The organism is Citrobacter sp. C6_1 (assembly GCF_014596835.2).
Classification (GTDB): domain Bacteria; phylum Pseudomonadota; class Gammaproteobacteria; order Enterobacterales; family Enterobacteriaceae; genus Citrobacter; species Citrobacter pasteurii.
Map to the genome: position 1 here is coordinate 3,219,389 of NZ_CP115031.1, position 23,579 is coordinate 3,242,967.

Annotated in this window: 22 protein-coding genes; 4 read left to right on the forward strand and 18 right to left on the reverse strand. The window is 53.0% G+C overall.

The features are described from left to right. Positions 1-4 precede the first annotated feature (4 nt). Positions 5-607, forward strand: a complete 603-nt coding sequence (gene cobO / locus IB196_RS15590) for a cob(I)yrinic acid a,c-diamide adenosyltransferase (RefSeq protein ID WP_005122540.1) — start codon at positions 5-7, stop codon at positions 605-607. A gap of 119 nt (positions 608-726) precedes the next feature. Here the strand turns inward: cobO and IB196_RS15595 are convergent, their stop codons facing one another. Next, entirely contained in the window at positions 727-1,629 is a 903-nt protein-coding gene (locus IB196_RS15595) for a LysR family transcriptional regulator (protein WP_005122541.1), read from the reverse strand. Between the two features lie 404 nt (positions 1,630-2,033). Here IB196_RS15595 and cobA point away from each other — a divergent pair, with 404 nt between their 5' ends. Beyond that, positions 2,034-2,822 (forward strand): uroporphyrinogen-III C-methyltransferase, encoded by a 789-nt coding sequence (gene cobA / locus IB196_RS15600; protein ID WP_005122542.1) that lies wholly within the window; start codon positions 2,034-2,036, stop codon positions 2,820-2,822. Here the strand turns inward: cobA and IB196_RS15605 are convergent. The 9 genes from IB196_RS15605 to sdhC form a co-directional block, all read right to left on the reverse strand. Next, a complete protein-coding gene (locus IB196_RS15605) occupies positions 2,801-3,694 on the reverse strand; it encodes a PocR ligand-binding domain-containing protein (protein ID WP_188231800.1) in 894 nt (297 codons plus the stop codon). The genes cobA and IB196_RS15605 overlap by 22 nt on opposite strands. A gap of 257 nt (positions 3,695-3,951) precedes the next feature. Further along, positions 3,952-4,821: a succinate--CoA ligase subunit alpha gene (gene sucD / locus IB196_RS15610; protein WP_005122544.1), complete on the reverse strand. Its 870-nt coding sequence runs from the start codon at positions 4,819-4,821 to the stop codon at positions 3,952-3,954. Next, the gene (gene sucC / locus IB196_RS15615; RefSeq protein WP_003022927.1) at positions 4,821-5,987 is read right to left on the reverse strand and encodes an ADP-forming succinate--CoA ligase subunit beta; all 1,167 of its coding nucleotides are present in this window, start codon (positions 5,985-5,987) and stop codon (positions 4,821-4,823) included. The genes sucD and sucC overlap by 1 nt, the downstream gene beginning before the upstream one ends. Before the next feature lie 140 nt (positions 5,988-6,127). Further along, on the reverse strand, positions 6,128-7,351 hold the full coding sequence (odhB, locus tag IB196_RS15620; RefSeq protein WP_188231799.1) for a 2-oxoglutarate dehydrogenase complex dihydrolipoyllysine-residue succinyltransferase: 1,224 nt from the start codon (positions 7,349-7,351) through the stop codon (positions 6,128-6,130). Positions 7,352-7,365: 14 nt separating this feature from the next. Beyond that, positions 7,366-10,167 (reverse strand): 2-oxoglutarate dehydrogenase E1 component, encoded by a 2,802-nt coding sequence (gene sucA, locus IB196_RS15625; protein ID WP_005122547.1) that lies wholly within the window; start codon positions 10,165-10,167, stop codon positions 7,366-7,368. Positions 10,168-10,594: 427 nt separating this feature from the next. Next, entirely contained in the window at positions 10,595-11,311 is a 717-nt protein-coding gene (sdhB, locus tag IB196_RS15630) for a succinate dehydrogenase iron-sulfur subunit SdhB (protein ID WP_005122548.1), read from the reverse strand. A gap of 15 nt (positions 11,312-11,326) precedes the next feature. Then, complete coding sequence (sdhA, locus tag IB196_RS15635; RefSeq protein WP_005122549.1) at positions 11,327-13,093, reverse strand: succinate dehydrogenase flavoprotein subunit; 1,767 nt, start codon at positions 13,091-13,093, stop codon at positions 11,327-11,329. Beyond that, positions 13,093-13,440, reverse strand: coding sequence for a succinate dehydrogenase membrane anchor subunit (gene sdhD / locus IB196_RS15640; RefSeq protein ID WP_005122550.1), 348 nt, complete (start codon positions 13,438-13,440; stop codon positions 13,093-13,095). Before sdhD ends, sdhA begins: the two co-directional genes overlap by 1 nt. Then, positions 13,434-13,838: a succinate dehydrogenase cytochrome b556 subunit gene (gene sdhC, locus IB196_RS15645; RefSeq protein WP_003831406.1), complete on the reverse strand. Its 405-nt coding sequence runs from the start codon at positions 13,836-13,838 to the stop codon at positions 13,434-13,436. Before sdhC ends, sdhD begins: the two co-directional genes overlap by 7 nt. Before the next feature lie 697 nt (positions 13,839-14,535). On the opposite strand from sdhC, the gene IB196_RS15650 reads away from it, so the two are divergent. Both IB196_RS15650 and IB196_RS15655 read left to right on the forward strand, forming a co-directional pair. Then, positions 14,536-15,819, forward strand: a complete 1,284-nt coding sequence (locus IB196_RS15650) for a citrate synthase (protein ID WP_005122553.1) — start codon at positions 14,536-14,538, stop codon at positions 15,817-15,819. 174 nt (positions 15,820-15,993) lie between these two features. Then, positions 15,994-17,040 carry an AbrB family transcriptional regulator gene (locus tag IB196_RS15655; protein ID WP_005122554.1) on the forward strand — a complete coding sequence of 349 codons (1,047 nt, stop codon included), beginning with the start codon at positions 15,994-15,996 and terminating at the stop codon, positions 17,038-17,040. Here the strand turns inward: IB196_RS15655 and nei are convergent. The 8 genes from nei to ybgI are packed head-to-tail and all read right to left on the reverse strand — an operon-like array spanning position 17,037 to position 23,331. Then, positions 17,037-17,828 carry an endonuclease VIII gene (gene nei / locus IB196_RS15660; RefSeq protein WP_040232524.1) on the reverse strand — a complete coding sequence of 264 codons (792 nt, stop codon included), beginning with the start codon at positions 17,826-17,828 and terminating at the stop codon, positions 17,037-17,039. The two genes, IB196_RS15655 and nei, sit on opposite strands and share 4 nt — an antisense overlap. Positions 17,829-17,842: 14 nt before the next feature. After that, on the reverse strand, positions 17,843-18,487 hold the full coding sequence (gene pcp, locus IB196_RS15665; RefSeq protein WP_149692092.1) for a pyroglutamyl-peptidase I: 645 nt from the start codon (positions 18,485-18,487) through the stop codon (positions 17,843-17,845). Between the two features lie 9 nt (positions 18,488-18,496). Beyond that, on the reverse strand, positions 18,497-19,492 hold the full coding sequence (locus tag IB196_RS15670; RefSeq protein ID WP_188231798.1) for a DUF979 domain-containing protein: 996 nt from the start codon (positions 19,490-19,492) through the stop codon (positions 18,497-18,499). Beyond that, positions 19,489-20,211, reverse strand: a complete 723-nt coding sequence (locus IB196_RS15675; protein WP_149692091.1) for a DUF969 domain-containing protein — start codon at positions 20,209-20,211, stop codon at positions 19,489-19,491. Before IB196_RS15675 ends, IB196_RS15670 begins: the two co-directional genes overlap by 4 nt. Before the next feature lie 53 nt (positions 20,212-20,264). Next, on the reverse strand, positions 20,265-20,999 hold the full coding sequence (gene pxpA, locus IB196_RS15680; protein WP_040232526.1) for a 5-oxoprolinase subunit PxpA: 735 nt from the start codon (positions 20,997-20,999) through the stop codon (positions 20,265-20,267). Beyond that, positions 20,989-21,921, reverse strand: a complete 933-nt coding sequence (gene pxpC / locus IB196_RS15685; protein ID WP_005122563.1) for a 5-oxoprolinase subunit PxpC — start codon at positions 21,919-21,921, stop codon at positions 20,989-20,991. Before pxpC ends, pxpA begins: the two co-directional genes overlap by 11 nt. Further along, positions 21,915-22,571 (reverse strand): 5-oxoprolinase subunit PxpB, encoded by a 657-nt coding sequence (gene pxpB, locus IB196_RS15690; protein ID WP_005122564.1) that lies wholly within the window; start codon positions 22,569-22,571, stop codon positions 21,915-21,917. The genes pxpC and pxpB overlap by 7 nt, the downstream gene beginning before the upstream one ends. 16 nt (positions 22,572-22,587) lie before the next feature. Continuing rightward, complete coding sequence (ybgI, locus tag IB196_RS15695; RefSeq protein WP_188231851.1) at positions 22,588-23,331, reverse strand: radiation resistance protein YbgI; 744 nt, start codon at positions 23,329-23,331, stop codon at positions 22,588-22,590. Positions 23,332-23,579 lie beyond the last annotated feature (248 nt).

Genomic DNA, 23,579 nt, shown 5'->3' on the forward strand with positions numbered 1-23,579 from the left:
CACCATGGAAGCGCGAGCCAATAATGACAGGCACCGCCAGCGTCAGCAGAAACTGAAAGCGCAGGTTGATACCCGCGTGGCGGCGGCAACGGAGAAGAAAGGGATTCTGATGGTCTTTACCGGCAACGGTAAAGGAAAATCTACCGCAGCCTTCGGCACAGCGACGCGCGCGGTTGGTCACGGAAAAACCGTTGGCGTCGCGCAGTTTATTAAAGGCCAGTGGGATAATGGCGAGTACAACACACTGCACCCTCTCGGCGTGGAGTTTCATATTATGGGTACCGGTTTTACCTGGGAAACCCAGAACCGGGAAGCCGATATCGAGGCGGCCACCGCAGTGTGGCAGGAAAGTAAGCGCATGCTGGCCGATGCGCATTACGATCTGGTCGTGCTGGACGAACTCACCTATATGTTGGCTTATCACTATCTGGATACGCAGGAGGTTATCAGCGCCATCGAAAATCGCCCTGCCGACCAAAGCGTGATTGTCACCGGGCGCGGTTGCCATGCGCTGTTACTTGAACTTGCCGATACGGTCAGCGAGCTTCGCCCGGTTAAACACGCTTTTGATAGCGGCATTCAGGCACAGCCAGGAATCGACTGGTAATCGTTCTTTTGCCGGATAAGACGTTTACGCCGCATCCGGCGTTTTGCCCGAAACCGATACGCTTATCGGGCCTATGGTGAACACCGAAACCTGTAGGCCTGATAAGGCGCAAGCCGCCATCAGGCAGCCGACATCACGGATTTATTTAGCAACCAGTTGCGGAAGATCTCCAAATGCAGGGATTCTGATTTCTCCTCCCGCCACGTCATGATAAATCGATTCCCGGTGCGCATTGGAACATCGCAAGGAATCACCATATCCCCACTATCCAGATCGTGTTGAATGGCAAAACGGGGGAGCAATGCGACGCCAAGGTTGGAACGTACCGCCGCAATCAGCATCGACAAGAGATCAAATCTCGGACCTTTATTCACCAGCGGACTGCTGACATCGGACAGCGCAAACCATTCCTGCCAGCCTTTGATGCGGGTACTTTGATGCAACAGCGGGTATTCGTTCAGCAGTTCATCGACGGACAGCTTCCGGTCCGGTTCGGCAAGCAGGCAACGGCTGCACACTGGCAGAATTTCCTCTTCGAACAGGTACTCGACCCCCGACCACGGTGAGTAAAAATCTTCCCGCATGATCGCTGCGTCATATTCCCGGTTAAGAAAATCACCAATATTCGCCAGAGAATGAATATTAACGATAATATCAGGATTGAGTTTATTGAACTCACGCAGGTTTGGGATCAGCCAGTGCGTACTGAACGTTGGGTTAACCGCCAGTTCGATCACTTGTACGGTCGGCTGCCATGTCATGATCGTCGTTGTATCTCGTTCAAGCTTGTTCAGTGTTTCTTTAACGATAGCTAAATAGTGTTTGCCTGCCGCATTTAAAAAAATGCGCTTTTTGGCATGATTAAATAGCGCTGTATTAAGAAAATCCTCTAGCGCATTCACCTGGCGGAAAACAGCACTTTGTGTTAAAGCCAGCTCTTCAGCTGCCCGGGTATAACTTTCGTGACGCGCAACCACTTCAAAAGTTACCAGCAACTCCGTTTTGGGTATTTTTCCTCTCATAACCTCTTCCATATGCAGCGTACAAAAATAGTTTAATTTATAAAAAATAATTCATATCACCCGAACAAACATCGAGTGTTATATTTTATTTCAGGCATTGATGTCATTGATCCAATCCATGATTTGTTCATACTGATGGCGGATAAATATTAACCAATAATACTCAAGCACAACAATAAACACAATTTAATTAAGGTTAAATTCAGACACATAGCGCCAATAAGTTCTTAATAATTTTTCAAGTTATCTTGTTTATTGTGGAAAAAACTTTGCGAGATTAATCAATATTATCATTGTGATAATTTAGGAAAATTTAGCGTTATAACTTACAGGCAAACGACTGCTTTTAATCATTCTCCGGAGTGGTTCTGCCTTTTTTTGTTAGACGTGATAAAGGACACAATGTGAAAACTTTCGGAAAGGTCTGGCTCGTTGGCGCAGGTCCCGGTGATATTTCATTACTCACCCTCAAAGCAGTGATGTGCATTAAACAAGCAGATGTCATTATTTACGACAGGTTGGTCAATCCTAAGATTCTGGAATGGGCATCCGCTGACTGTGAGCTTATCAATGTCGGTAAGAATCCGGGATTTCATTGCGTGCCACAGGATGAAATCAATGCGCTTCTCGTTCAGTATGCTCAGACGCATCACAATATCGTGCGCTTGAAAGGTGGCGATCCCTACGTATTTGGCCGTGGAGCCGAAGAAGCTGAAGGGCTTATTGAGCCGGGGATCCCTTTTGAAGTCGTCCCCGGTATCAGTTCAACCATTGGGGGATTAACCTGTGCCGGGATCCCGGTAACACATCGCGATTACGCCTCTGGTTTTCACGTGGTGACCGGTCATACACGCGAAGGTAACCAGCAACAGAACTGGCGCCAGCTGGCCAAACTGAACGGTACATTGGTTATCGTCATGGGTATCGCTAATCTGGCGTTTATTTGTGAAGAACTGTTGATGGGCGGGAAAGCAGCAGACACACCCGCCGCGCTAATTATGTCCGCGACCCGGGAGAATCAACGCCGCCTGACCTGTACGCTCGGTTCATTACTGGGCAAAGCGCAGGAAGCCAACATTACGCCGCCTGCACTGATCGTCATTGGCGATGTCGTCACGCTGAGCGATCGTCTGTCTTTCATTCCTGCCGCTATCAACCTCCCTGAACATCTTTACTGCGAGAGTCTTGCGTGACGAAAAGACTGGGGTGATGTTTGATGCGCCGCCCGGAAAACGCGACAAAAATAGCTGGTTTGTGCGTACTGAAGTTTCCGGGCAATACTGTCTATAGAATGAACAGGATCATGTAATAGTTCCCCCGCCTTTTGCATTTTTTTCTGATTTACCCAGGTTTTAAAATTAACGCCCTGGCGTTTCTTAAAAAATCGGCTGAAATAATTCGCACTTAAACAGACATGTGCTGCCACAGACTCCAGGGATAAGTCACTATACAGGTTATCATCAATATAACGCAGTGCCGCCAGTAGTTTTTTCTCATGACGAGACAGCTCTGTTAAATAGTGCCGGACGTTACTTGCCGGTTTATCGAACACCACTTCAGATTGTTTTTCTTGCACCTCAAAATTGTTAACAATAAAATGCAATAAATTAGCCGATGCCACCAACGTATTATTATCAACTGCAACAAGCTGATCCCACTCGGCTTTTATTTGAGGATCGCTCATCCATCGTAATTCATCGTCAACAATGATAGTTTTATATTCCGGGTACTTAGCCCGAACCTGACCACAGATAATAAAACCATGCAGATTCTCCTCATAAATTAATGGTATGGAGAACAGACTTAGCCCTGCATGGCAGCTGAATATTCTGGGCTTACATTGTTTCAGAGCCTCAAAAAAGCACTGTTTATCGCACGTTTGGCAACCAACACTGTAGCGTTTATTCGCTCTCATCAGCTTACAGAATGAATTAAAATTATAGCAATCAGAGAGTGCTCTGCCTGTAACATCAACGACTACCGTTGCTAACCCCGTCGCATTGGAGAAAACTTCTGCTATAGAGAAAAAACATAGTAAGTAATCATCCTGAATTTTCAGCGACACGCCATCCTCCAACTTTATTATGACTAAAGGCGGTAATATGCAAAATCCAGGCACAAGAAAGAATGATGCTCGCCGCAAAAAATAATCTCATTTGTGAAGATGATTGTGATCAAATTGCATGATGCGGGATAACAGAAAATAAAAAAGGCCATCAATAGATGGCCAACCATGTCGAAAACGAATCAGTCTTGCTTCCTTCGCGTAACAGCTGTTTTCTGCTACGCGAAGAGGTCGGACCTTATACTGCTTTTTGAGAATTACTTAATTACCGCTTTCAGCGCTTCGCCGATATCGGCCAGGCTGCGCACAGTTTTCACGCCTGCTGCTTCAAGAGCCGCGAATTTCTCATCCGCTGTCCCTTTACCGCCGGCGATGATGGCGCCTGCGTGCCCCATACGCTTACCTTTCGGCGCGGTGACGCCAGCAATGTAGCCGACAACCGGCTTGGTCACATGATCTTTAATGTACGCAGCCGCTTCTTCTTCCGCGCTACCGCCAATCTCACCGATCATCACGATCGCTTCAGTCTGCGGATCTTCCTGGAACAGCTTCAGGATGTCGATGAAGTTAGAGCCTGGGATCGGGTCGCCACCGATGCCCACACAGGTAGACTGGCCGAAACCGTAGTCGGTGGTCTGCTTAACCGCTTCATAGGTCAGGGTACCTGAACGGGAAACGATCCCCACTTTACCCGGCTTGTGAATGTGGCCCGGCATGATACCGATTTTACACTCACCCGGAGTGATAACGCCTGGGCAGTTCGGGCCGATCATGCGTACACCAGCTTCATCCAGCTTCACTTTCACGGTCAGCATATCCAGGGTTGGGATACCTTCGGTGATGGTGATGATAAGCTTGATGCCTGCATCGATTGCTTCCAGGATGGAGTCTTTGCAGAACGGCGCCGGAACGTAGATCACGGTAGCGGTCGCGCCAGTCGCTTCTACAGCTTCACGTACGGTGTTGAACACCGGCAGGCCCAGGTGCGTGGTGCCGCCTTTACCTGGCGTTACACCGCCAACCATCTGAGTACCGTAAGCAATCGCTTGTTCGGAGTGGAATGTCCCCTGGCTACCGGTGAAGCCCTGGCAGATAACCTTGGTATCTTTATTAATTAAAACTGACATTATTTCCCCTCCACTGCGGCAACAACCTGCTGAGCTGCATCCGTCAGACTTTTCGCTGCAATAATATTCAGGCCGCTATCAGCCAGTTTTTTCGCGCCGAGTTCAGCGTTGTTACCTTCCAGACGTACCACGACCGGAACGTTTACACCTACTTCTGCTACCGCGCCGATGATACCGTCAGCGATCAGGTCGCAACGTACAATACCGCCGAAGATGTTAACCAGTACGGCTTTAACATTGTCATCAGAGAGGATAATTTTGAACGCTTCGGTTACACGCTCTTTGGTCGCACCGCCACCAACGTCAAGGAAGTTAGCCGGTTCGCCGCCGTGCAGCTTAACGATGTCCATGGTGCCCATTGCCAGGCCCGCACCGTTAACCATACAACCGATGTTACCGTCCAGTGCAACGTAGTTCAGTTCCCACTGCGCAGCCTGTGCTTCACGCGGATCTTCCTGAGACTGGTCGCGCATTTCGCGCAGGTCAGCCTGGCGGAACAGCGCGTTGCCGTCAGCGCCCAGTTTGCCGTCGAGGCAGATCAGGTCACCCTGCTTGGTCACGACCAGCGGGTTGATTTCGATCAGCGCCAGGTCGCGCTCCAGGAAGATAGTCGCCAGACCCATGAAGATCTTGGTGAACTGCTGAACCTGTTTACCTTCCAGACCCAGTTTGAACGCCAGCTCGCGTCCCTGGTAAGGCATCGGGCCTGCCAGCGGATCGAGCGCCACTTTGTGGATCAGGTGCGGGGTTTCTTCCGCTACTTTTTCGATTTCCACGCCGCCTTCGGTAGAGGCCATGAAGACCACGCGACGGGAGCTACGGTCAACCACTGCGCCGAGGTAAAGTTCTTTACCAATGTCGGTCGCGGCTTCAACCAGAATCTGATTTACCGGTTGGCCATGAGCGTCTGTCTGGTAAGTGACCAGACGTTTACCCAGCCAGTGTTCAGCAAAAGCGCGAATGTCTTCTTTGCTGTTAACAACCTTCACACCGCCCGCTTTACCACGGCCACCAGCGTGAACCTGACATTTTACTACCCACGGGCCAGCGCCGATTTTAGATGCGGCTTCTTCTGCTTCACGCGGAGTAGTACAGGCATAACCCACCGGTGCCGGTAAGCCATAGCGGGCAAAAAGTTGTTTTGCCTGATATTCATGTAAGTTCATGTGTTCTATCCATCCTTCAGGTAATCATTATCTTATAACCCGTAGGCCTGATAAGCGAAGCGCCATCAGGCATTACAGCCTCGCCGGATGGCGGCATAAATGCCTTATCCGGCCTACGGGGCAGGTGATACTTTTATTGACTACACGTCCAGCAGCAGACGCGTTGGATCTTCCAGCAACTCTTTAATGGTTACCAGGAAGCCCACTGACTCACGACCATCGATCAGACGGTGGTCATAAGACAGCGCCAGATACATCATCGGCAGGATTTCAACCTTACCGTCTACCGCCATCGGCCTGTCTTTGATGGCATGCATACCCAGGATGGCGCTCTGCGGTGGGTTGATGATCGGCGTAGACATCAGGGAACCGAACACACCACCGTTAGTGATGGTGAAGTTACCGCCCGTCAGATCTTCAACCGTCAACTTGCCGTCGCGACCTTTAACTGCCAGTTCTTTAATGTTCTTCTCGATGTCAGCCATACCCAGCAGATCCACATCACGCAGGACCGGCGTGACCAGGCCACGCGGCGTGGAGACCGCCATGCTGACATCAAAGTAGTTGTGATAAACCACATCGTCGCCGTCGATAGACGCGTTCACTTCCGGATAGCGTTTCAGCGCTTCAACCACCGCTTTCACGTAGAAAGACATAAAGCCCAGACGGATACCGTGGCGTTTCTCGAACGCGTCACCGTACTGCTTACGCAGATCCATGATTGGCTTCATGTTGACTTCGTTAAACGTGGTCAGCATCGCAGTGGAATTTTTCGCTTCCAGCAGACGCTCGGCTACGCGTTTGCGCAGACGGGTCATCGGAACACGTTTTTCGCCACGTGCGCCCAGTTGAGCCTGTGGCGCAGGCGCAGCGGCCGGTGCTTTGGCTTCAGCTTTCACCGCCGGGGCTTTCGCCAGATGCTTTTCAACATCTTCACGCGTAATACGACCGCCGACGCCGGTACCGTTAATGGCGCTGGCTTCGAGGTTATGCTCACCCAGCAGGCGACGGATCGCCGGGCTCAGGGCATCGTTGTTCTGCTCGGCAAGAGACGCCTGCTGGCGCTGTGCCGGAGTAGAATCTTTCTCTTCAGACTTAGCGCTGGTTTCTTTACCGGCGCTGTTGCCTTCACGCAGGCGACCAAGGATCTGGCGGGAAGTGACGGTTGTCCCTTCATCTTCCAGAACCGCATCAAGAATACCGTCCGCTGATGCCGGTACTTCCAGTACCACTTTGTCAGTTTCGATTTCTACCAGTACTTCATCACGACGTACTGCATCGCCCGGTTTTTTGTGCCAGGTTGCAACCGTTGCATCCGCTACGGATTCAGGCAGGTCGGGAACAAGAATATCTACGCTACTCATTATTTATCCTTTATTTAATCGACGTTCAGCGCGTCATTAACCAGATCTTGTTGCTGCTTCTGGTGAACGGACATATATCCTACTGCCGGAGAGGCAGAGGCCGGGCGACCTGCATAACGCAGAGCTGACCCAAATGGAATTACTTCACGGAAATGATGCTGGCTGCAGTACCATGCGCCCTGGTTGAGCGGCTCTTCCTGGCACCAGACAAAATCATGTACATGAGCAAACGGTTTCAGCGCTTCCTGCACCGCTTTATGCGGGAACGGATAGAGCTGTTCGATGCGCACAATGGCAACATCTTTTTGGCCATTCTTGCGGCGTTGCTCCAGCAGGTCGTAATAAACCTTACCAGAACACATCACGACGCGCTTCACGCCTTTCGGATCAAGTTCATCGACTTCGCCAATGGCTGGCAGGAAGGTGCCATTTGCCAGTTCGTCCAGCGTAGACACCGCCAGCGGATGACGCAGCAGCGACTTCGGTGACATCACCACCAGCGGACGACGCATCCCGCGCAGCGCCTGACGACGCAGCATGTGGTAAACCTGTGCCGGGGTGGACGGGACGCAAACCTGCATGTTTTGCTCAGCGCAAAGTTGCAGATAACGTTCCAGACGTGCGGAGGAGTGCTCCGGCCCCTGACCTTCATAGCCGTGCGGCAGCAGCATCACCAGACCGCACATACGGCCCCATTTCTGCTCGCCGGAAGAGATGAACTGGTCAATCACCACCTGCGCACCGTTGGCAAAGTCGCCGAACTGCGCTTCCCAGATGGTCAGCGTGCGTGGTTCTGCCGTGGCATAACCATACTCGAACGCCAGCACGGCTTCTTCAGACAGCACGGAGTCCCATACGCGGAACGTGCCCTGGCCGTTATGCACATGCTGCAGCGGCGTGTAGGTTGAACCGTTCGCCTGGTTATGAATCACTGCGTGACGGTGGAAGAAGGTTCCGCGGCCAGAGTCTTCACCCGACAGACGAACCGGAATGCCTTCATCAACCAGCGTGGCGTAAGCCAGATTCTCTGCCCCACCCCAGTCGAACAGCTTATCGCCTGCGGCCATGGCCTGACGGTCACCGTAAATTTTGGCGACGCGCGACTGCATTTCAACGGCTTCAGGCACGGTGCTGATGCGTTTTGCCAGTTCCTGCAAACGCTTCATCTCAACCTTGTTCGGGTAGTTTTCGTCCCACTCGTGGTTGAGGTACGGCGACCAGGTGAAGGAGTGCATGTTCATTGGACGCCACTCTTTCACCACGCATTCGCCAGCATCCAGTGCGTCACGATACAGATTGACCATTTCGGTCGCATCTTCCAGCGTGGCGACTTTGTCCGCTTCCAGCTTGTCAGCGTAGATTTTACGCGGGGTCGGATGCTTTTTGATTTTCTGATACATCAACGGCTGAGTTGCGCTCGGCTCGTCGGCTTCGTTGTGACCGTGACGGCGGTAGCACACCAGATCGATGAAGACATCGCGTTTGAAGGTGTTACGGAAATCCAGCGCCAGACGCGTCACGAAAGCGACCGCTTCCGGGTCATCCGCGTTAACGTGGAAAATCGGCGCCTGAACCATCTTACCGATGTCGGTGCAGTACGGTGTAGAACGCGCATCCAGCGGGTTAGAGGTGGTGAAGCCCACCTGGTTGTTGATGACGATACGCACGGTACCGCCCACTTCATAACCACGCGCTTTCGACATGTTCAGGGTTTCCTGAACCACGCCCTGCCCGGTTACTGCCGCATCACCATGAATGGTAATTGGCAGCACTTTATTGCTGCTCGGCTCATCCAGACGATCCAAACGTGCGCGTACGGAACCGATAACCACCGGGCTAACGATTTCCAGGTGCGACGGGTTAAACGCCAGCGCCAGGTGCACCAGACCGCCTTCGGTTTCGATATCAGACGAGAAGCCCATGTGGTACTTCACGTCACCGGTGCCGAGGTGTTCTTTATGTTTGCCCGCAAATTCGTCGAACAGTTCCTGCGGGCGTTTGCCCAGTACGTTAACCAAAACGTTCAAACGACCACGGTGCGCCATACCCAGCACCACTTCACGGGTACCGCTGTTACCGGCGTGGCGGATCATCTCTTTGAGCATTGGGATTAACGCATCCCCGCCTTCCAGCGAGAAGCGTTTCGCGCCCGGGAACTTCGCACCCAGGTAGCGTTCCAGACCTTCCGCTGCGGTCAGTTCGCTGAGGAAGCGTTTCTTCTCTTCACTACTGAAGGCGGCGCGGCCAGACTCAATACGCTGTTGAAGCCAGCGTTTTTCTTCGGTGCTGGTGATGTGCATATACTCGGCGCCAATCGGGCCGCAGTAGGTTTGTTTCAGCGCGACAACCAGGTCGCTCAGCTTCATCGTGTCTTTGCCGCCGGCAAAAGAACCTACGTTAAAGCTTTCCTGGAAGTCCGCATCGGTCAGATCGTGGAAGGACGGATCCAGATCGGCCACATTTTCTTGCTGCCACAGTCCCAGCGGATCGAGATTCGCATGCTGATGACCGCGGAAACGGTAGGCGTTAATGAGCTGCAGGACTTTAACCTGTTTCACATTGGCATCAGGGTCGGAAATAGAAGAAGAGTAACGTGGGGTAATCAACGCCTGCCGACGGAAATAATCACGTGTTTTTGAGTGGAGTTGATCCGGTTTGACTCCGGTACCAGGTAACTGCTGGAACGTCGAACGCCAGTTAGCATCTACCGAGTCAGGGTCGGTTAAGAAGTCTTCATAGAGCTGTTCTATCCAGCTCTGGTTAGAACCAGAGAGGTAAGAAGAGTCCAACCAGGCTTTCAAAGCGCTGTTCTGCATCGTGATCCCTTAAGCATCTTTTCTGCTTATTTAATACTCTAAATAGATCACGTATCAGGAAGGCGGCAAGCTTGCGAATCCCTGGGAGCTTACATCCAGTAAGTGACCGGGGTGAGCAAGTGCAGCCAACGCACATGCAACGTGATCTATGACGAGTATTTCGCCGTGGATACTACCACGCACACCGATGTGCGTGCCGGGGTTCACTTGTTGCGGACTGTCGTGTTTTCTGCGTCCGCTAAGGAACCTTTAAAAACTGTCTAATAATCGTCGCTGTTCAGGCTGCGATTATTGCTATCAATGTGGCAGTTTTTAGAGGTTTCCTGCACTTATATTGCCTGATGGCGCGTAGCTTATCAGGCCTACGGGTTATGTCCCTTGTAGGCCGGATAAGACGTTTACGTCGCCATCCGGCAATCACTACAACTTATGCACTACGTTTGAGCAACATCGACTTAATATGGCCGATGGCGCGCGTCGGGTTCAGCCCTTTCGGACATACGCTGACGCAGTTCATGATGCTATGGCAGCGGAATACGCTGAAAGCGTCACTCAAACCTTCCAGGCGGCTGTCGGTCTCGGTATCGCGGCTATCAATTAAGAAGCGATACGCGGCCAGCAGGCCTGCCGGGCCAATAAACTTGTCCGGGTTCCACCAGAATGATGGGCAGGACGTTGAGCAGCATGCACACAAAATACATTCATACAGCCCATCGAGCTTCTCACGCTGCTCAGGCATTTGTAAATGCTCACGAGCCGGAGGATTTTTCCCATTATTCAACAAGTAAGGTTTAATCTTCTCATACTGTGCGTAGAATTGCCCCATGTCTACCACCAAATCGCGCACAACCGGTAAGCCCGGCAGCGGGCGAATGACAATTTTCTTGCCCGGCTGATTCAGCGCAGAAATAGGTGTGATACAGGCCAGTCCATTTTTGCCGTTCATGTTCAGACCGTCGGAGCCGCAGACCCCTTCCCGGCAGGAACGACGAAACGACAGCGTAGGGTCTTTTTCTTTCAGCTGCATCAACGCATCCAGCAGCATCATGTCGCGCCCTTCTTCCGCCTCCAGGGTGTAATCCTGCATGTGCGGAGCGTCGTCAACATCCGGGTTATAGCGATAAACTGAAAACTCGAGTTTCATTGTCCTGTCTCCGCATTAATAAGTACGAATCTTCGGCGGGAATGCCGGGCGCAGTTTCGGTTCCATATTGACCTGACGTCGTGTCATGGATTCCGATTCTGGCAGGTACAGGGAATGGCACAGCCAGTTTTCATCATCACGTTCCGGGAAGTCGAAGCGGCTATGCGCGCCACGGCTTTCGGTACGGAAGTTTGCAGATACGGCGGTGGCGTACGCGGTCTCCATCAGGTTATCCAGCTCCAGGCACTCAACGCGCTGGGTGTTGAACTCGCTGGAGGTATCATCCAGACGGGCATTTTTCAGCCGCTCGCGAATCGCTTTCAGCTCTTCCAGACCTTTCGCCATCGCATCGCCTTCGCGGAATACCGAGAAGTTGTGCTGCATACATTCCTGCAGCGCTTTGCGAATGGACACCGGGTCTTCACCGTTGCGATTACCGTTCCAGCGGTTCAGACGCGCCAGAGAAGCATCGATTTCATCTTCGGTCGCATCCAGCAGGTCACCCTGCTCGGCGATAGATTCCTGCAGATGCAAGCCCACCGCACGCCCAAACACCACCAGGTCCAGCAGCGAGTTGCCGCCCAGACGGTTGGCGCCGTGAACCGACACGCAGGCGATTTCGCCGACGGCAAACAGCCCTGGGATCACCACATCTTCGCCCTGCTCATTCACAGTCAGCGCCTGGCCGGTGACTTTGGTCGGAATACCGCCCATCATATAGTGGCAGGTAGGGATAACCGGGATGGGCTCTTTCACTGGGTCAACGTGAGCGAAGGTGCGAGACAGTTCGAGAATGCCCGGCAGACGGGATTCCAGCACTTCTTTACCCAGGTGGTCGAGTTTCAGCTTAGCGTGCGGACCCCACGGGCCGTCACAGCCGCGACCTTCACGGATTTCGATCATGATGGAACGCGCCACCACGTCACGACCCGCCAGGTCTTTCGCGTTCGGGGCATAACGCTCCATGAAGCGCTCGCCGTGTTTGTTCAGCAGGTAGCCACCTTCACCACGGCAGCCTTCTGTCACCAGAACGCCCGCACCGGCGATACCGGTTGGGTGGAACTGCCACATTTCCATATCCTGCACCGGAACACCAGCGCGGATAGCCATACCAACACCGTCACCGGTGTTGATGTGGGCATTGGTGGTGGACTGATAAATACGGCCAGCACCGCCGGTCGCCAGCACGGTCGCACGGGCTTTGAAGTAAACTACCTCACCGGTTTCAATACACAGCGCGGTACAACCGACAATCGCGCCATCGGCATTTTTTACCAGATCCAGGGCATACCATTCTGAGAAGATGGTGGTATGGTTTTTCAGGTTCTGCTGATACAGCGTGTGCAACAGCGCATGACCGGTACGGTCTGCCGCTGCCGCAGTACGTGCCGCTTGCTCACCGCCGAAGTTCTTCGACTGGCCGCCAAACGGACGTTGATAAATTGTGCCATTATCGAGGCGAGAGAACGGCAGCCCCATGTGATCCAGCTCCAGAATCGCTTCCGGGCCGGTCTTACACATATATTCAATAGCGTCCTGGTCACCAATGTAGTCCGACCCTTTGACAGTGTCGTACATGTGCCATTCCCAGTTATCTTCATGGGTATTACCGAGCGCAACGGTGATACCACCTTGCGCAGATACGGTATGGGAACGGGTTGGGAACACTTTGGAGAGCAGCGCACAGGTCTGACCGCTCTGGGAAATTTGCAGCGCCGCGCGCATACCTGCGCCGCCGGCACCAATCACAACAGCATCAAATTCTCTGACTGGCAGTTTCATTACACACCCCACACCACAACAAATCCATAAATGACGTAAACCACCAGCGCAACGACGATAGCCAGTTGCAGAATCAGGCGCACAGCCAGAGGTTTAACGTAGTCGGTCAACACCTGCCACATGCCGATCCAGGCATGAATCAAGATGGAGAAAAGTGCCAGCAGGGTGAAGACTTTGGTGAATGCCGATGAGAAGAAACCGGTCCAGACTTCAAACGTCAGCTCGCCGCTGGTGGCGAAGAAGCCGACCATATAGATGATGTATAACGTCAGAACGATAGCGGTAGCACGGACCAGAATGAAGTCATGTACGCCGTTGCGTCCTAATGCGGAGGCGTTGCTTACCATACGAGGACTCCTGCGAGAAGTGAAAGCACGACAATGATAACGAAACAAATTTTGGCGGAGCGTGTCCCTGCTTCGAGGGTTTCTTCGATATAGCCAAAATCCATCAACAGATGGCGAATGCCCATTACGGCGTGATAGGCCAGCGCAATCAGGATCCCCCACAGAATTAACTCCACAAAGAAGTTATTCATAATGGATGACGCGGTGAGGAAACCTTCAGGGGAGGAAAGGCTGGTACCCAATAACCACAACAGAATCCCGACCGCCACGAAGGTGATCACTCCGGATACGCGATGGAGAATGGACGCTATCGCCGTGATTGGGAACCGGATCGTTTGTAGATCCAGATTGACAGGTCTTTGTTTTTTCACATTTCTTATCATGAATAACGCCCACATGCTGTTCTTATTATTCCCTTTGGACTTCGGGTACAGAAGATGAAGACACCTGTAGCCTGAAAGACGACGGGATTTCCTTCCTCCGGTCTGCGTGCGGGTCAGACAGCGTCCTTACTATAACTACGCGTCATATAAAACACCGCTTCCAGATGCTAAAACGACACGTTACAACGCTGGTTGGCTCGGGATTGCAGGGTATTCCGGAGACCTGGCGGCAGTATAGGACGTTCACAAAATCATTACAATTAACCTACATATAGTTTGTCGGGTTTTATCCCGAACAGTGACATAGGTCACGATAACAACATTATTTTAATTTTTAATCATCTGATTTGACAATCATTAAACAAAGTTGTTACAAACGACACCAGAAAAAGCATATAATGCGTAAAAGTTATGGGGTCACTCTTTCACCGGAGATTTAGTTATGCAACAGTGTGGAAGTATTGACCAATACCGTCAGGACAGTTATTAGTGATAGACAGGTTTAATAATTCGGATTGCTAAGTTCTTGATTTGCAGTTTATTCGCCATGAAAAGACCGTTTTACCTGCAAGCGCCCATAGCTCTGTACCCAGGTCATCCCCTCTTTCGCAGAGCGGCGAGCCAAATAACAAACTGGTAACGGTTCATTGATGTACGAAGGCAAATGTGAGTTCCGGCAGTCTTAAGCAATAAGGCGCTAAGGAGACCGTAAATGGCTGATACTAAAGCAAAAATCACTCTAAATGGTGACGCTGCTATTGAACTGGATGTGCTGAAAGGTACGCTCGGTCAAGATGTTATTGATATTCGTAGTCTCGGTTCAAAAGGGATATTCACTTTTGACCCAGGTTTCACCTCTACCGCATCCTGCGAATCCAAAATTACGTTCATCGATGGTGACGAAGGTATTTTGCTGCATCGCGGCTTCCCGATTGACCAGTTGGCGACCGAGTCCAACTATCTGGAAGTGTGTTATATCCTGCTGTACGGCGAAAAACCGACGCAGGAAGAGTACGACGAGTTCAAAACCACGGTCACTCGCCATACCATGATCCACGAGCAGATCACCCGTCTGTTCCACGGTTTCCGCCGCGACTCTCACCCGATGGCCGTTATGTGCGGTGTAACCGGGGCGCTGGCTGCGTTCTACCACGATTCGCTGGATGTGAATAATCCGCGTCACCGCGAAATCGCCGCTTTCCGTCTGCTGTCCAAAATGCCGACCATGGCCGCAATGTGCTACAAATACTCCATCGGCCAGCCGTTCGTGTACCCGCGTAACGACCTCTCCTACGCTGGTAACTTCCTGAACATGATGTTCTCTACGCCGTGCGAAAAATACGAGGTGAATCCGATTCTGGAACGCGCCATGGACCGTATCTTGATCCTGCACGCTGACCACGAACAGAACGCCTCAACGTCTACCGTACGTACCGCGGGCTCTTCTGGCGCTAACCCGTTTGCCTGCATCGCGGCCGGTATTGCTTCCCTGTGGGGACCGGCACACGGCGGCGCAAACGAAGCTGCGCTAAAAATGCTGGAAGAAATCAGCTCAGTTAAACACATTCCGGAATTTGTTCGCCGCGCGAAAGACAAGAATGATTCTTTCCGCCTGATGGGCTTTGGTCACCGTGTTTATAAAAACTATGACCCACGCGCCACCGTGATGCGTGAAACCTGTCACGAAGTGCTGAAAGAGCTGGGTACCAAAGATGATCTGCTGGAAGTGGCGATGGAACTTGAGCACATTGCGCTCAACGACCCGTACTTCATCGAGAAGAAACTCTACCCGAACGTAGACTTCTACTCCGGCATCATTCTGAAAGCAATGGGCATTCCGTCCTCTATGTTCACCGTTATCTTCGCCATGGCGCGTACCGTTGGCTGGATTGCGCACTGGAACGAAATGCACACCGACGGCATGAAAATCGCCCGTCCGCGTCAACTGTACACCGGCTACGACAAACGCGGTTTTAAGTCTGATATTAAGCGTTAATTGTCTGCCGGATAGCGTTAGCGCCTGTCCGGCTTACAGCAATCAACTCTCCCAGGCCGGACAAGGCGTTGAAGCCAGAGTCCGGCCTGTTTTTATTGATCCACATTATTTTATTCTCATCACGCTTTCTCTATGATTTACTGAGAATTCCGTCATTTAACTCAGGAGCATGGGATGCCTGTTTTACAGTGGAGCCTGTTGTTTCTGCTATCGCTCCTTCTTTCCCTGTTCTTTCTGTTGATACATCTTCCAGGCGCATTGCTGCTCGGTTCGATGATCGTCGGTATCATTTTCAGTCTGCGCGGGATCTCCCTGCACCCTCCCCGCTGCACATTTCTTGCCGCGCAGGCCGTTCTCGGCTGTATGATTGCGCAAAACCTGACAGGATCTATTTTAACGACACTTGCGGCACACTGGCAGATGGTGATGGTTATCCTGCTGGTAACCCTTATTAGCAGCGCGGTAATCGGCTGGCTGCTGGTTCGCTACAGCACTCTACCGGGGAACACCGGCGCGTGGGGTTCATCACCGGGCGGGGCAGCCGCGATGGTGGCGATGGCGCAGGATTATGGCGCCGACATCCGCCTGGTGGCGTTTATGCAGTATCTGCGGGTACTGTTGGTGGTTGGCGCTGCCGCGCTGGTAACCCGACTGGTAATGGGCGACCAGGCGCAAACTGTAAGTGAGCAAATCGTCTGGTTTCCGCCGCTGAGCAGCAATCTATTGAGCACCATACTGCTGGCCGCCGTTGCCGGAACGGTCGGGCGCTTACTGCGCATCCCCTCTGGTGTCATGTTGCTGCCGATGCTGGCGGGCGCATTGCTGAATGCCGGTGGTGTCATGGTAATTGAACTGCCGGAATGGCTACTGGCGATAGCGTATATGGCCATCGGCTGGCAAATCGGCCTGGGTTTTGACAAGCAGATCTTTTTAATGGCGCTGCGCCCTTTGCCGCAGATCCTGTTGTCCATTTTTTCACTGATGACGATTTGTGCCGCTATGGCCTGGGGTCTGGCGCATTACATGCAAATCGACTTTCTCACCGCCTATCTGGCGACCAGTCCAGGTGGCGTGGATTCCGTCGCGGTAATTGCCGCAGGCAGCCACACCGATATGGCGCTCATCATGGCGATGCAAACCCTGCGGCTGTTCAGTATCTTATTGACCGGTCCGGCGGTGGCGCGGTTTATCTCCGCGCATGCGCCAAAACAGCCCACCTAATGCTGGCAGCCCGGACACCAGTAAAACGGTCGCGAGGAAAGTGTCGTTTTCTCGATGATCCCACCACAGCGCTCACAGGTTTCGCCGTCCCGGTGAAAAACCTTAAAGCGAAACAGCGCCCCGTGATGTTTGTTCTCATCCGCCAGCCCGCGGGTGTTGTAGGACAGACGAGGAATATCAAGCAGCGCATGCGCCAGCACATCCAGCTGTTCATCGCTAAGCTGCGACGCTTTATGCTGCCCGGTCAACCCTACCTGCCAGAGAATCTCTACCCGCAGATAGTTACCTAATCCCGCGAGAAATGCCTGATCGAGCAGCAGACCAGAAAACTGGCGGTTGCGAAAACGCGGGGATAACAGACGCGCTTTAACGTCATCGGGCGTTAAACGTACATCCAGTACGTCCGGCCCAACCCGCTGCAGGAACGGATGGGTGGTAAGCTGCTCTGGCGTCAGCATTTCGATGTCAGACGCGCTATACAGCAGGATAGTTTTATCTTCTGTTTGCAGCCTGACGCGTAGCACCCGCGTGGTTTGCGGAATGTTGCCGGTATCGACCACTCGCCACACGCCGTAAAGCTGATTGTGACTATACAGCGTCAGACCATTGGAAAAATGGGTCAGCAAGGCTTTACCCCGCGTTTCAAGCCGGGTAACACGCTGCCCGATGAGTTGGGATTGATACGGTTTTAACTGCTCAAAGGCAAACCAGACATCCGTCAGGGGTTTGCCTTTGACTGCCGCCTCCAGGTTATCCGCCGCGCGGCGGATCTCCGGGCCTTCAGGCATAATACTGTCCTTTGTTAGTGTGTTGCACCGCCCGTCACCGCAATATCGCTGTCCACCTGCAATGCGGTGTCAATGGCAATTTCCAGCGCCCGGCGCACCGTTTCGCTCGCCATACTTGGCGCTCCGGGGTGCGCGGCGGCCTGTTGTGGCAGATAAGGAATATGGATAAAACCGCCCTTCACTGCCGGTGTGTCGCGTAACGTATGCAGCAGGCCATACATCACATGATTGCAAACAAAGGTACCCGCGGTTTGGGAAACCGAGGCTGGAATACCCGCATTACGCATGGCCATCACCATCGCTTTGATTGGCAGCGTGCTAAACCATGCTGCCGGTCCCTCGGCGACAATCGGCACATCAACAGGCTGCTGACCGTGGTTATCCGCGATACGCGCATCGTCAACGTTGATTGCCACGCGCTCCACGGTGATATCCGTGCGCCCCCCTGCCTGCCCCACCGCCAGCACCAACGACGGTGACAGCGCGTCAATCGCGGCATTAAGTACGGCCAGAGACTCGCCAAACACACACGGTAGCTGACGCGCAACGACGCGGCATCCAGCGATGATAGCATTGTCGAGCCCGGAGACCACTTCCCAGGAAGGGTTAACTGACTCTCCGCCAAAGGGTTCAAATCCGGTGATTAAGACCGTTTTCATCCTTCCTCCTTACAGGAACATCAGGAAATACATCAGGAACACGTTAACCAGCAACAGCAGTATGCCGGTTGGCACCTGCGCTTTAATCACGGCATTTTTATCCGGTAACTCCAGCAGGGCTGCAGGCACGATGTTAAAGTTCGCTGCCATCGGCGTCATTAAGGTTCCGCAATAACCGGAGAACATGCCAATAGCCGCCATCACCGCGGGGTTACCACCATGCTGCAACACAAGAATTGGAATACCGATCCCGGCGGTCACAATCGGGAAAGCAGCAAACGCATTGCCCATCACCATGGTCAGCAATGCCATGCCGATGGTGTACACCGCCACGGCGATGAAGCGGCTATCTACCGCGAGGTATTCCTGGGTCAGATATGAAATGCCGCTGCCTACGCCCGCTGCCGTAAACAGCAGCCCGAGCGTCGCCAGAATCTGCGGCAGGATGAACGCCCAGCCGATGGAATCCAGCAGACGACGGGCTTCCTGAATGGGCTGATGGACGCGCTCATGGGTCATTTTTATCGCCATGGCCAGACCAATCAGCGAACCCGCAGTCATAGAAAAGAGCGTCACCAGCGTGGCGTGATTCCCTGGCCCAAACAGCGCATCCTGCAAGCCCGGAATATGGTTAAACATCAGTACACCGATAACGGTCACCACCGGAATAGCCAGCGCCGGGAAAAACAGACGATTACCCAGGCGGCTGGCGCTCTCTTCACGCTGCTGCTGGGTGCGTTGATGGTAACTTCCCAGTTTCACACCGCCAAACCCGGCAATCAGCGCCAGTATGACCACCGCAATGCCGACCGCGATATGTACCGTACGTTTGTCGCCAAACAGTGAGTACGTCCAGTCGCCAAGCAGGAACAGCACCCCATACAGTCCCCAAAACAGCCCCGTGCTCAGACGGCGTGGGTTCGCTTTGTCCTGCCAGGACATCACCGCCACAATCAACAGTACCGCCCCCGCCAGCCAGTAGAGATAGCTTTGCTGAAAATTCATTGCGCTGCTCCTTTCGCTGCCGCATTGGCTTTCGCCACCTCACGCTGCAGATAGTTGTCCAGACGCCACAAGCGCGTACCGTGGATCAAGAAGGCGCAAATTGCCGTTGGGATCCCCCATAAAGCAATATGCAGTGGCTCAGTCTGGATCCCACCGGACTCCAGCATAAAGTTGTGCATGAAAATGATCGCCCCAAAGGCAACGAAGATGTCTTCACCGAAAAACAGACCAACGTTGTCAGTCGCCGCAGACATGGCGCGCAGCCGATAGCGTACCGCCCCAGGTATCTCGCCGTGATTTTTCTCAGCGGCCCCTTCCGCCATCGGCGCCAGCAGCGGACGCACCATCTGAGGATGCCCACCCAGGCTGGTCAAGCCCAGCGCGGCGGTCGCTTCACGAATAAACAGATAGACAATGAGCAGACGACCGCTGGTGGCGCTGCGGATTTTCGCGATCCACGCCTGGGCACGCTCTTTCAGCCCGTGACGTTCCAGCAGACCAATGACTGCCAGCGGAATCAGCAGGATAAACGGCAGGTTGCGGGTGTTGAGAAAGCCTTCACCCAGCTTTTCGAGAATAGTGGCGATTGGCATATGCGCCGCCAGCCCGGTGACGATCCCGGCAACGATAACCACCAATACCGGGTTAAAACGTAAAAGAAATCCGACCACGATGACGGCGATCCCCGTCAATGGCCAGAGAGAAATAGCCTCTCCCATAATTAAATCCCTTATGTTGTTGTGTAATATATTATTGTTTTGTATGAATAAACTTACGCGCTAATTTGAATATTGCATGCATTAAAGGCGCTGCGCAAACGACGGGCAAAAGCGAGTGCGTGCTCGCCATCCCCGTGAATGCATACCGTCTGGGCTGTCACGCTCGCCCATGTTCCACTTTGGCTTTTTACTCTGCCGGATTGCACCATTTCTAACGTTTGCGCCAGCGCCTGCTCTTCATCCTCAATCAGTGCGCCTGGCTGGCTGCGCGGAACCAGACTGCCATCAGCCTGATAACCCCGATCGGCAAACACCTCCTGACGCGTCACCAGGCCATAATGTTCTCCGGCACGGATCAGCTCACTTCCCGCCAGCCCTACCAGGATCAATGACGGATCGCAGGCATGAACCGCTTTCGCAATCGCATCGGCCAGTTGAGGATCTTTCGCCGCCTGGTTATAGAGCATGCCGTGCGGTTTCACATGACGCATCACGCCCCCTTCAGCCCGGGTGATGACTGACAGTGCACCAATTTGATACAGCGTCTGAGCATAAACCGTTTCGGCAGGCAGATTCATAGCACTACGACCAAAATTTTCCCGGTCCGGAAAGCCAGGGTGTGCCCCCACAGCCACGCCGTTTTTCAATGCTTCCCGTACACTTGCCAGCATGGTTTGTGCGTCTCCGGCATGAAATCCACAGGCGATATTGGCCGATGACACCAACTGGAGCAACGTCGCGTCGTTCGCACAGCCTTCTCCGAGGTCAGCATTCAAATCAATTTTCATCGTTAAGTCGCCATGTTAGCTGTTCCAGATAGCGCTGCTGATCGTGACGCGCCTTCAACGCCTCTTCCAGCGAGCACTGAACAAAGTGAATCGGTTGTCCAAGAGGGATCTGCGCAAGGTGATACATATCCGCCTCGATGATACAGGCGATACGCGGATATCCGCCCGTGGTCTGGGCATCGTTCATCAGTACAATTGGCTGCCCGTTATGCGGAACCTGTACCACGCCGGGGAGCAAACCGTGTGACAACATCTCGCGGTCTGTCGCGCGTGTCAGTGGCTGCCCCTGCAAGCGATACCCCATACGGTTACTCTGTGGACTCAGTCGCCACGGCGAGCGCCAGAACGATGCCTGCGATGCCTCGTCAAATTCCTGATATTCAGGTCCAGGTAACGCACGAATGTGGTTGCCCCACATCAACTGTTTTACCCCTTGTGGGCCATTGAATTGTCGTGTTGAAACGCCAATCGCCAACTTATCGCCATCGCGTAACAAACGTCCTTCAAACCCGCCAATACCGACTTTCAAATCGGTACTGCGCGATCCCATAACGTCGGGAACATCAATACCGCCCGCCACCGCCAGGTAACTGCGCATACCATGATGCGGGTGTTTTAATGACAGACGTTGTCCGGCTTTAACCGGCAACCGCCAACCGCTCCATACTGGAGTACGATCCAAATGCGCTTCGCATCCCGCGCCGGTCAAGGCAAACCAACCATCCGCGTCAAACTCCACCACCAGCTGACCCAACGTGACTTCCAGCGCGGCAGCATTCGCATCATTTCCTACCAGCAGATTAGCGACGTTCAATGCCGGTTTGTCCAACGCGCCGCAGTGACTTATCCCTGACTGACGAAAGCCATGACGACCCCCATCCTGTACAGAGGTGTACATGCCAGCACGAATGATGTTTAACATACGCCCTCCTTCTGCGGGACAAAACGTACAGTATCTCCAGCCCGTAACAGGATCGGCTCCTCGCGCTGCGGATCAAAAAGCTTAACGGTGGTACGTCCTATCAGTTGCCACCCGCCGGGCGTTGCAATCGGGTAGATACCGGTTTGTGAGCCGCCGATCCCCACCGCCCCTGCCGGAACAAGTAAGCGCGGTTCGGCTCGTCTTGGCGTATGCAATGGTTCCGGTAAGCTCCCAAGATAGGGAAACCCAGGCTGAAACCCTAAAAACCAGACGACATAATCAACTGACGCATGCAATTCAACGACCTGCTTGTTGCTCAAACCACTGTGCCGGGCGACTTCGGCCAGATCGGGCCCATATTCGCCGCCATAGATAACGGGGATTTCGACAAAGCGCGAATCCGGCTCCAGCGCCTCGCTCTCTTCCCACCAGCGCTGCAGTCGTTCAATCGCATCCAGCGCCAGCGTTTGCGGGGAATTCAGAATCACCGTGATATTGTTCATTCCCGGAATGGCTTCAAGTACATTCGGAGCATCAACCAGACGCTGGGCCAGACGCCAGATGCGTTTCTGAGTTGCCAGCGTAATCGGCGGTTCCAGCTCCAGAACCACCGCGGTTTCACCTAACAGATAACAACGCGCTCGCTGCACTTTCGTCCCTCTTTAATTAGGCTGGGTTAGGGATGTCGACGAACGTCACATCCAGATCGGTATTTTCATTCAGCCATTCGCTCAATGCACGAATACCGCCGCGTTCGGTAGCATGGTGGCCGGCAGCATAGAAATGCAGTCCCTGCTCGCGGGCAGAGTGAATGGTTTGTTCAGAAACTTCCCCGGTAATAAAGGCATCAACACCAAAGCGGGCTGCGCTATCAATGAAACTTTGACCGCCCCCCGTACACCAGGCAACACGCTGAACGGTTTCCGGCCCGGTATCACCGCACCATAACGGTTTACGTCCCAGACGCGCTTCAATCCAGGATGCCAGTTCCAGCCCAGGAACCGGCATGGAGAGTTCCCCCCACGGTACCAGAGGCTCGATTTCACCCATCACGGTAATACCCAACAGCGCGGCCAGCTGTGCGTTATTCCCCAGTTCGGGGTGGGCATCCAACGGCAGATGCCAGCCATACAGGTTGATGTCATTTTCCAGCAGCGTTTTCAGACGCCGGCGCTTCATGCCACGAATAACCGGAGATTCTCCCTTCCAGAAATAACCATGATGAACGATGACCGTATCGACCCCAAGGCGAACAGCCTCATCCAGTAATGCCTGGCTTGCGGTTACGCCGGTCACGATTTTTTGCACCGTTTCTTTGCCCTCAACCTGCAAACCATTCGGTGCATAGTCGCTTATGGCTGCGCTGTTCAGCTTGTCATTAATCAGTTGTTCCAGCTCGGTGTTTTTCATCATCGTCCTCGTTGTCATAAATTCTGCCCGCTCAATCAGCAACACAGCTTCAGTTAAAATAGCGTCCTCACCTCCGTTCGTCGATAGCCATTTCGCTGACACATCAAGAAACAATCACGCGGCCTGTAAACGTAAATTGCTTACCACCATGAGATTGTATTCATGTATATTTATGCAATCAGACAGCATATTGCAAAAATAATCAGATCTGTATCAAAGTTACAACTTTAAGGAAACACCCTCACACG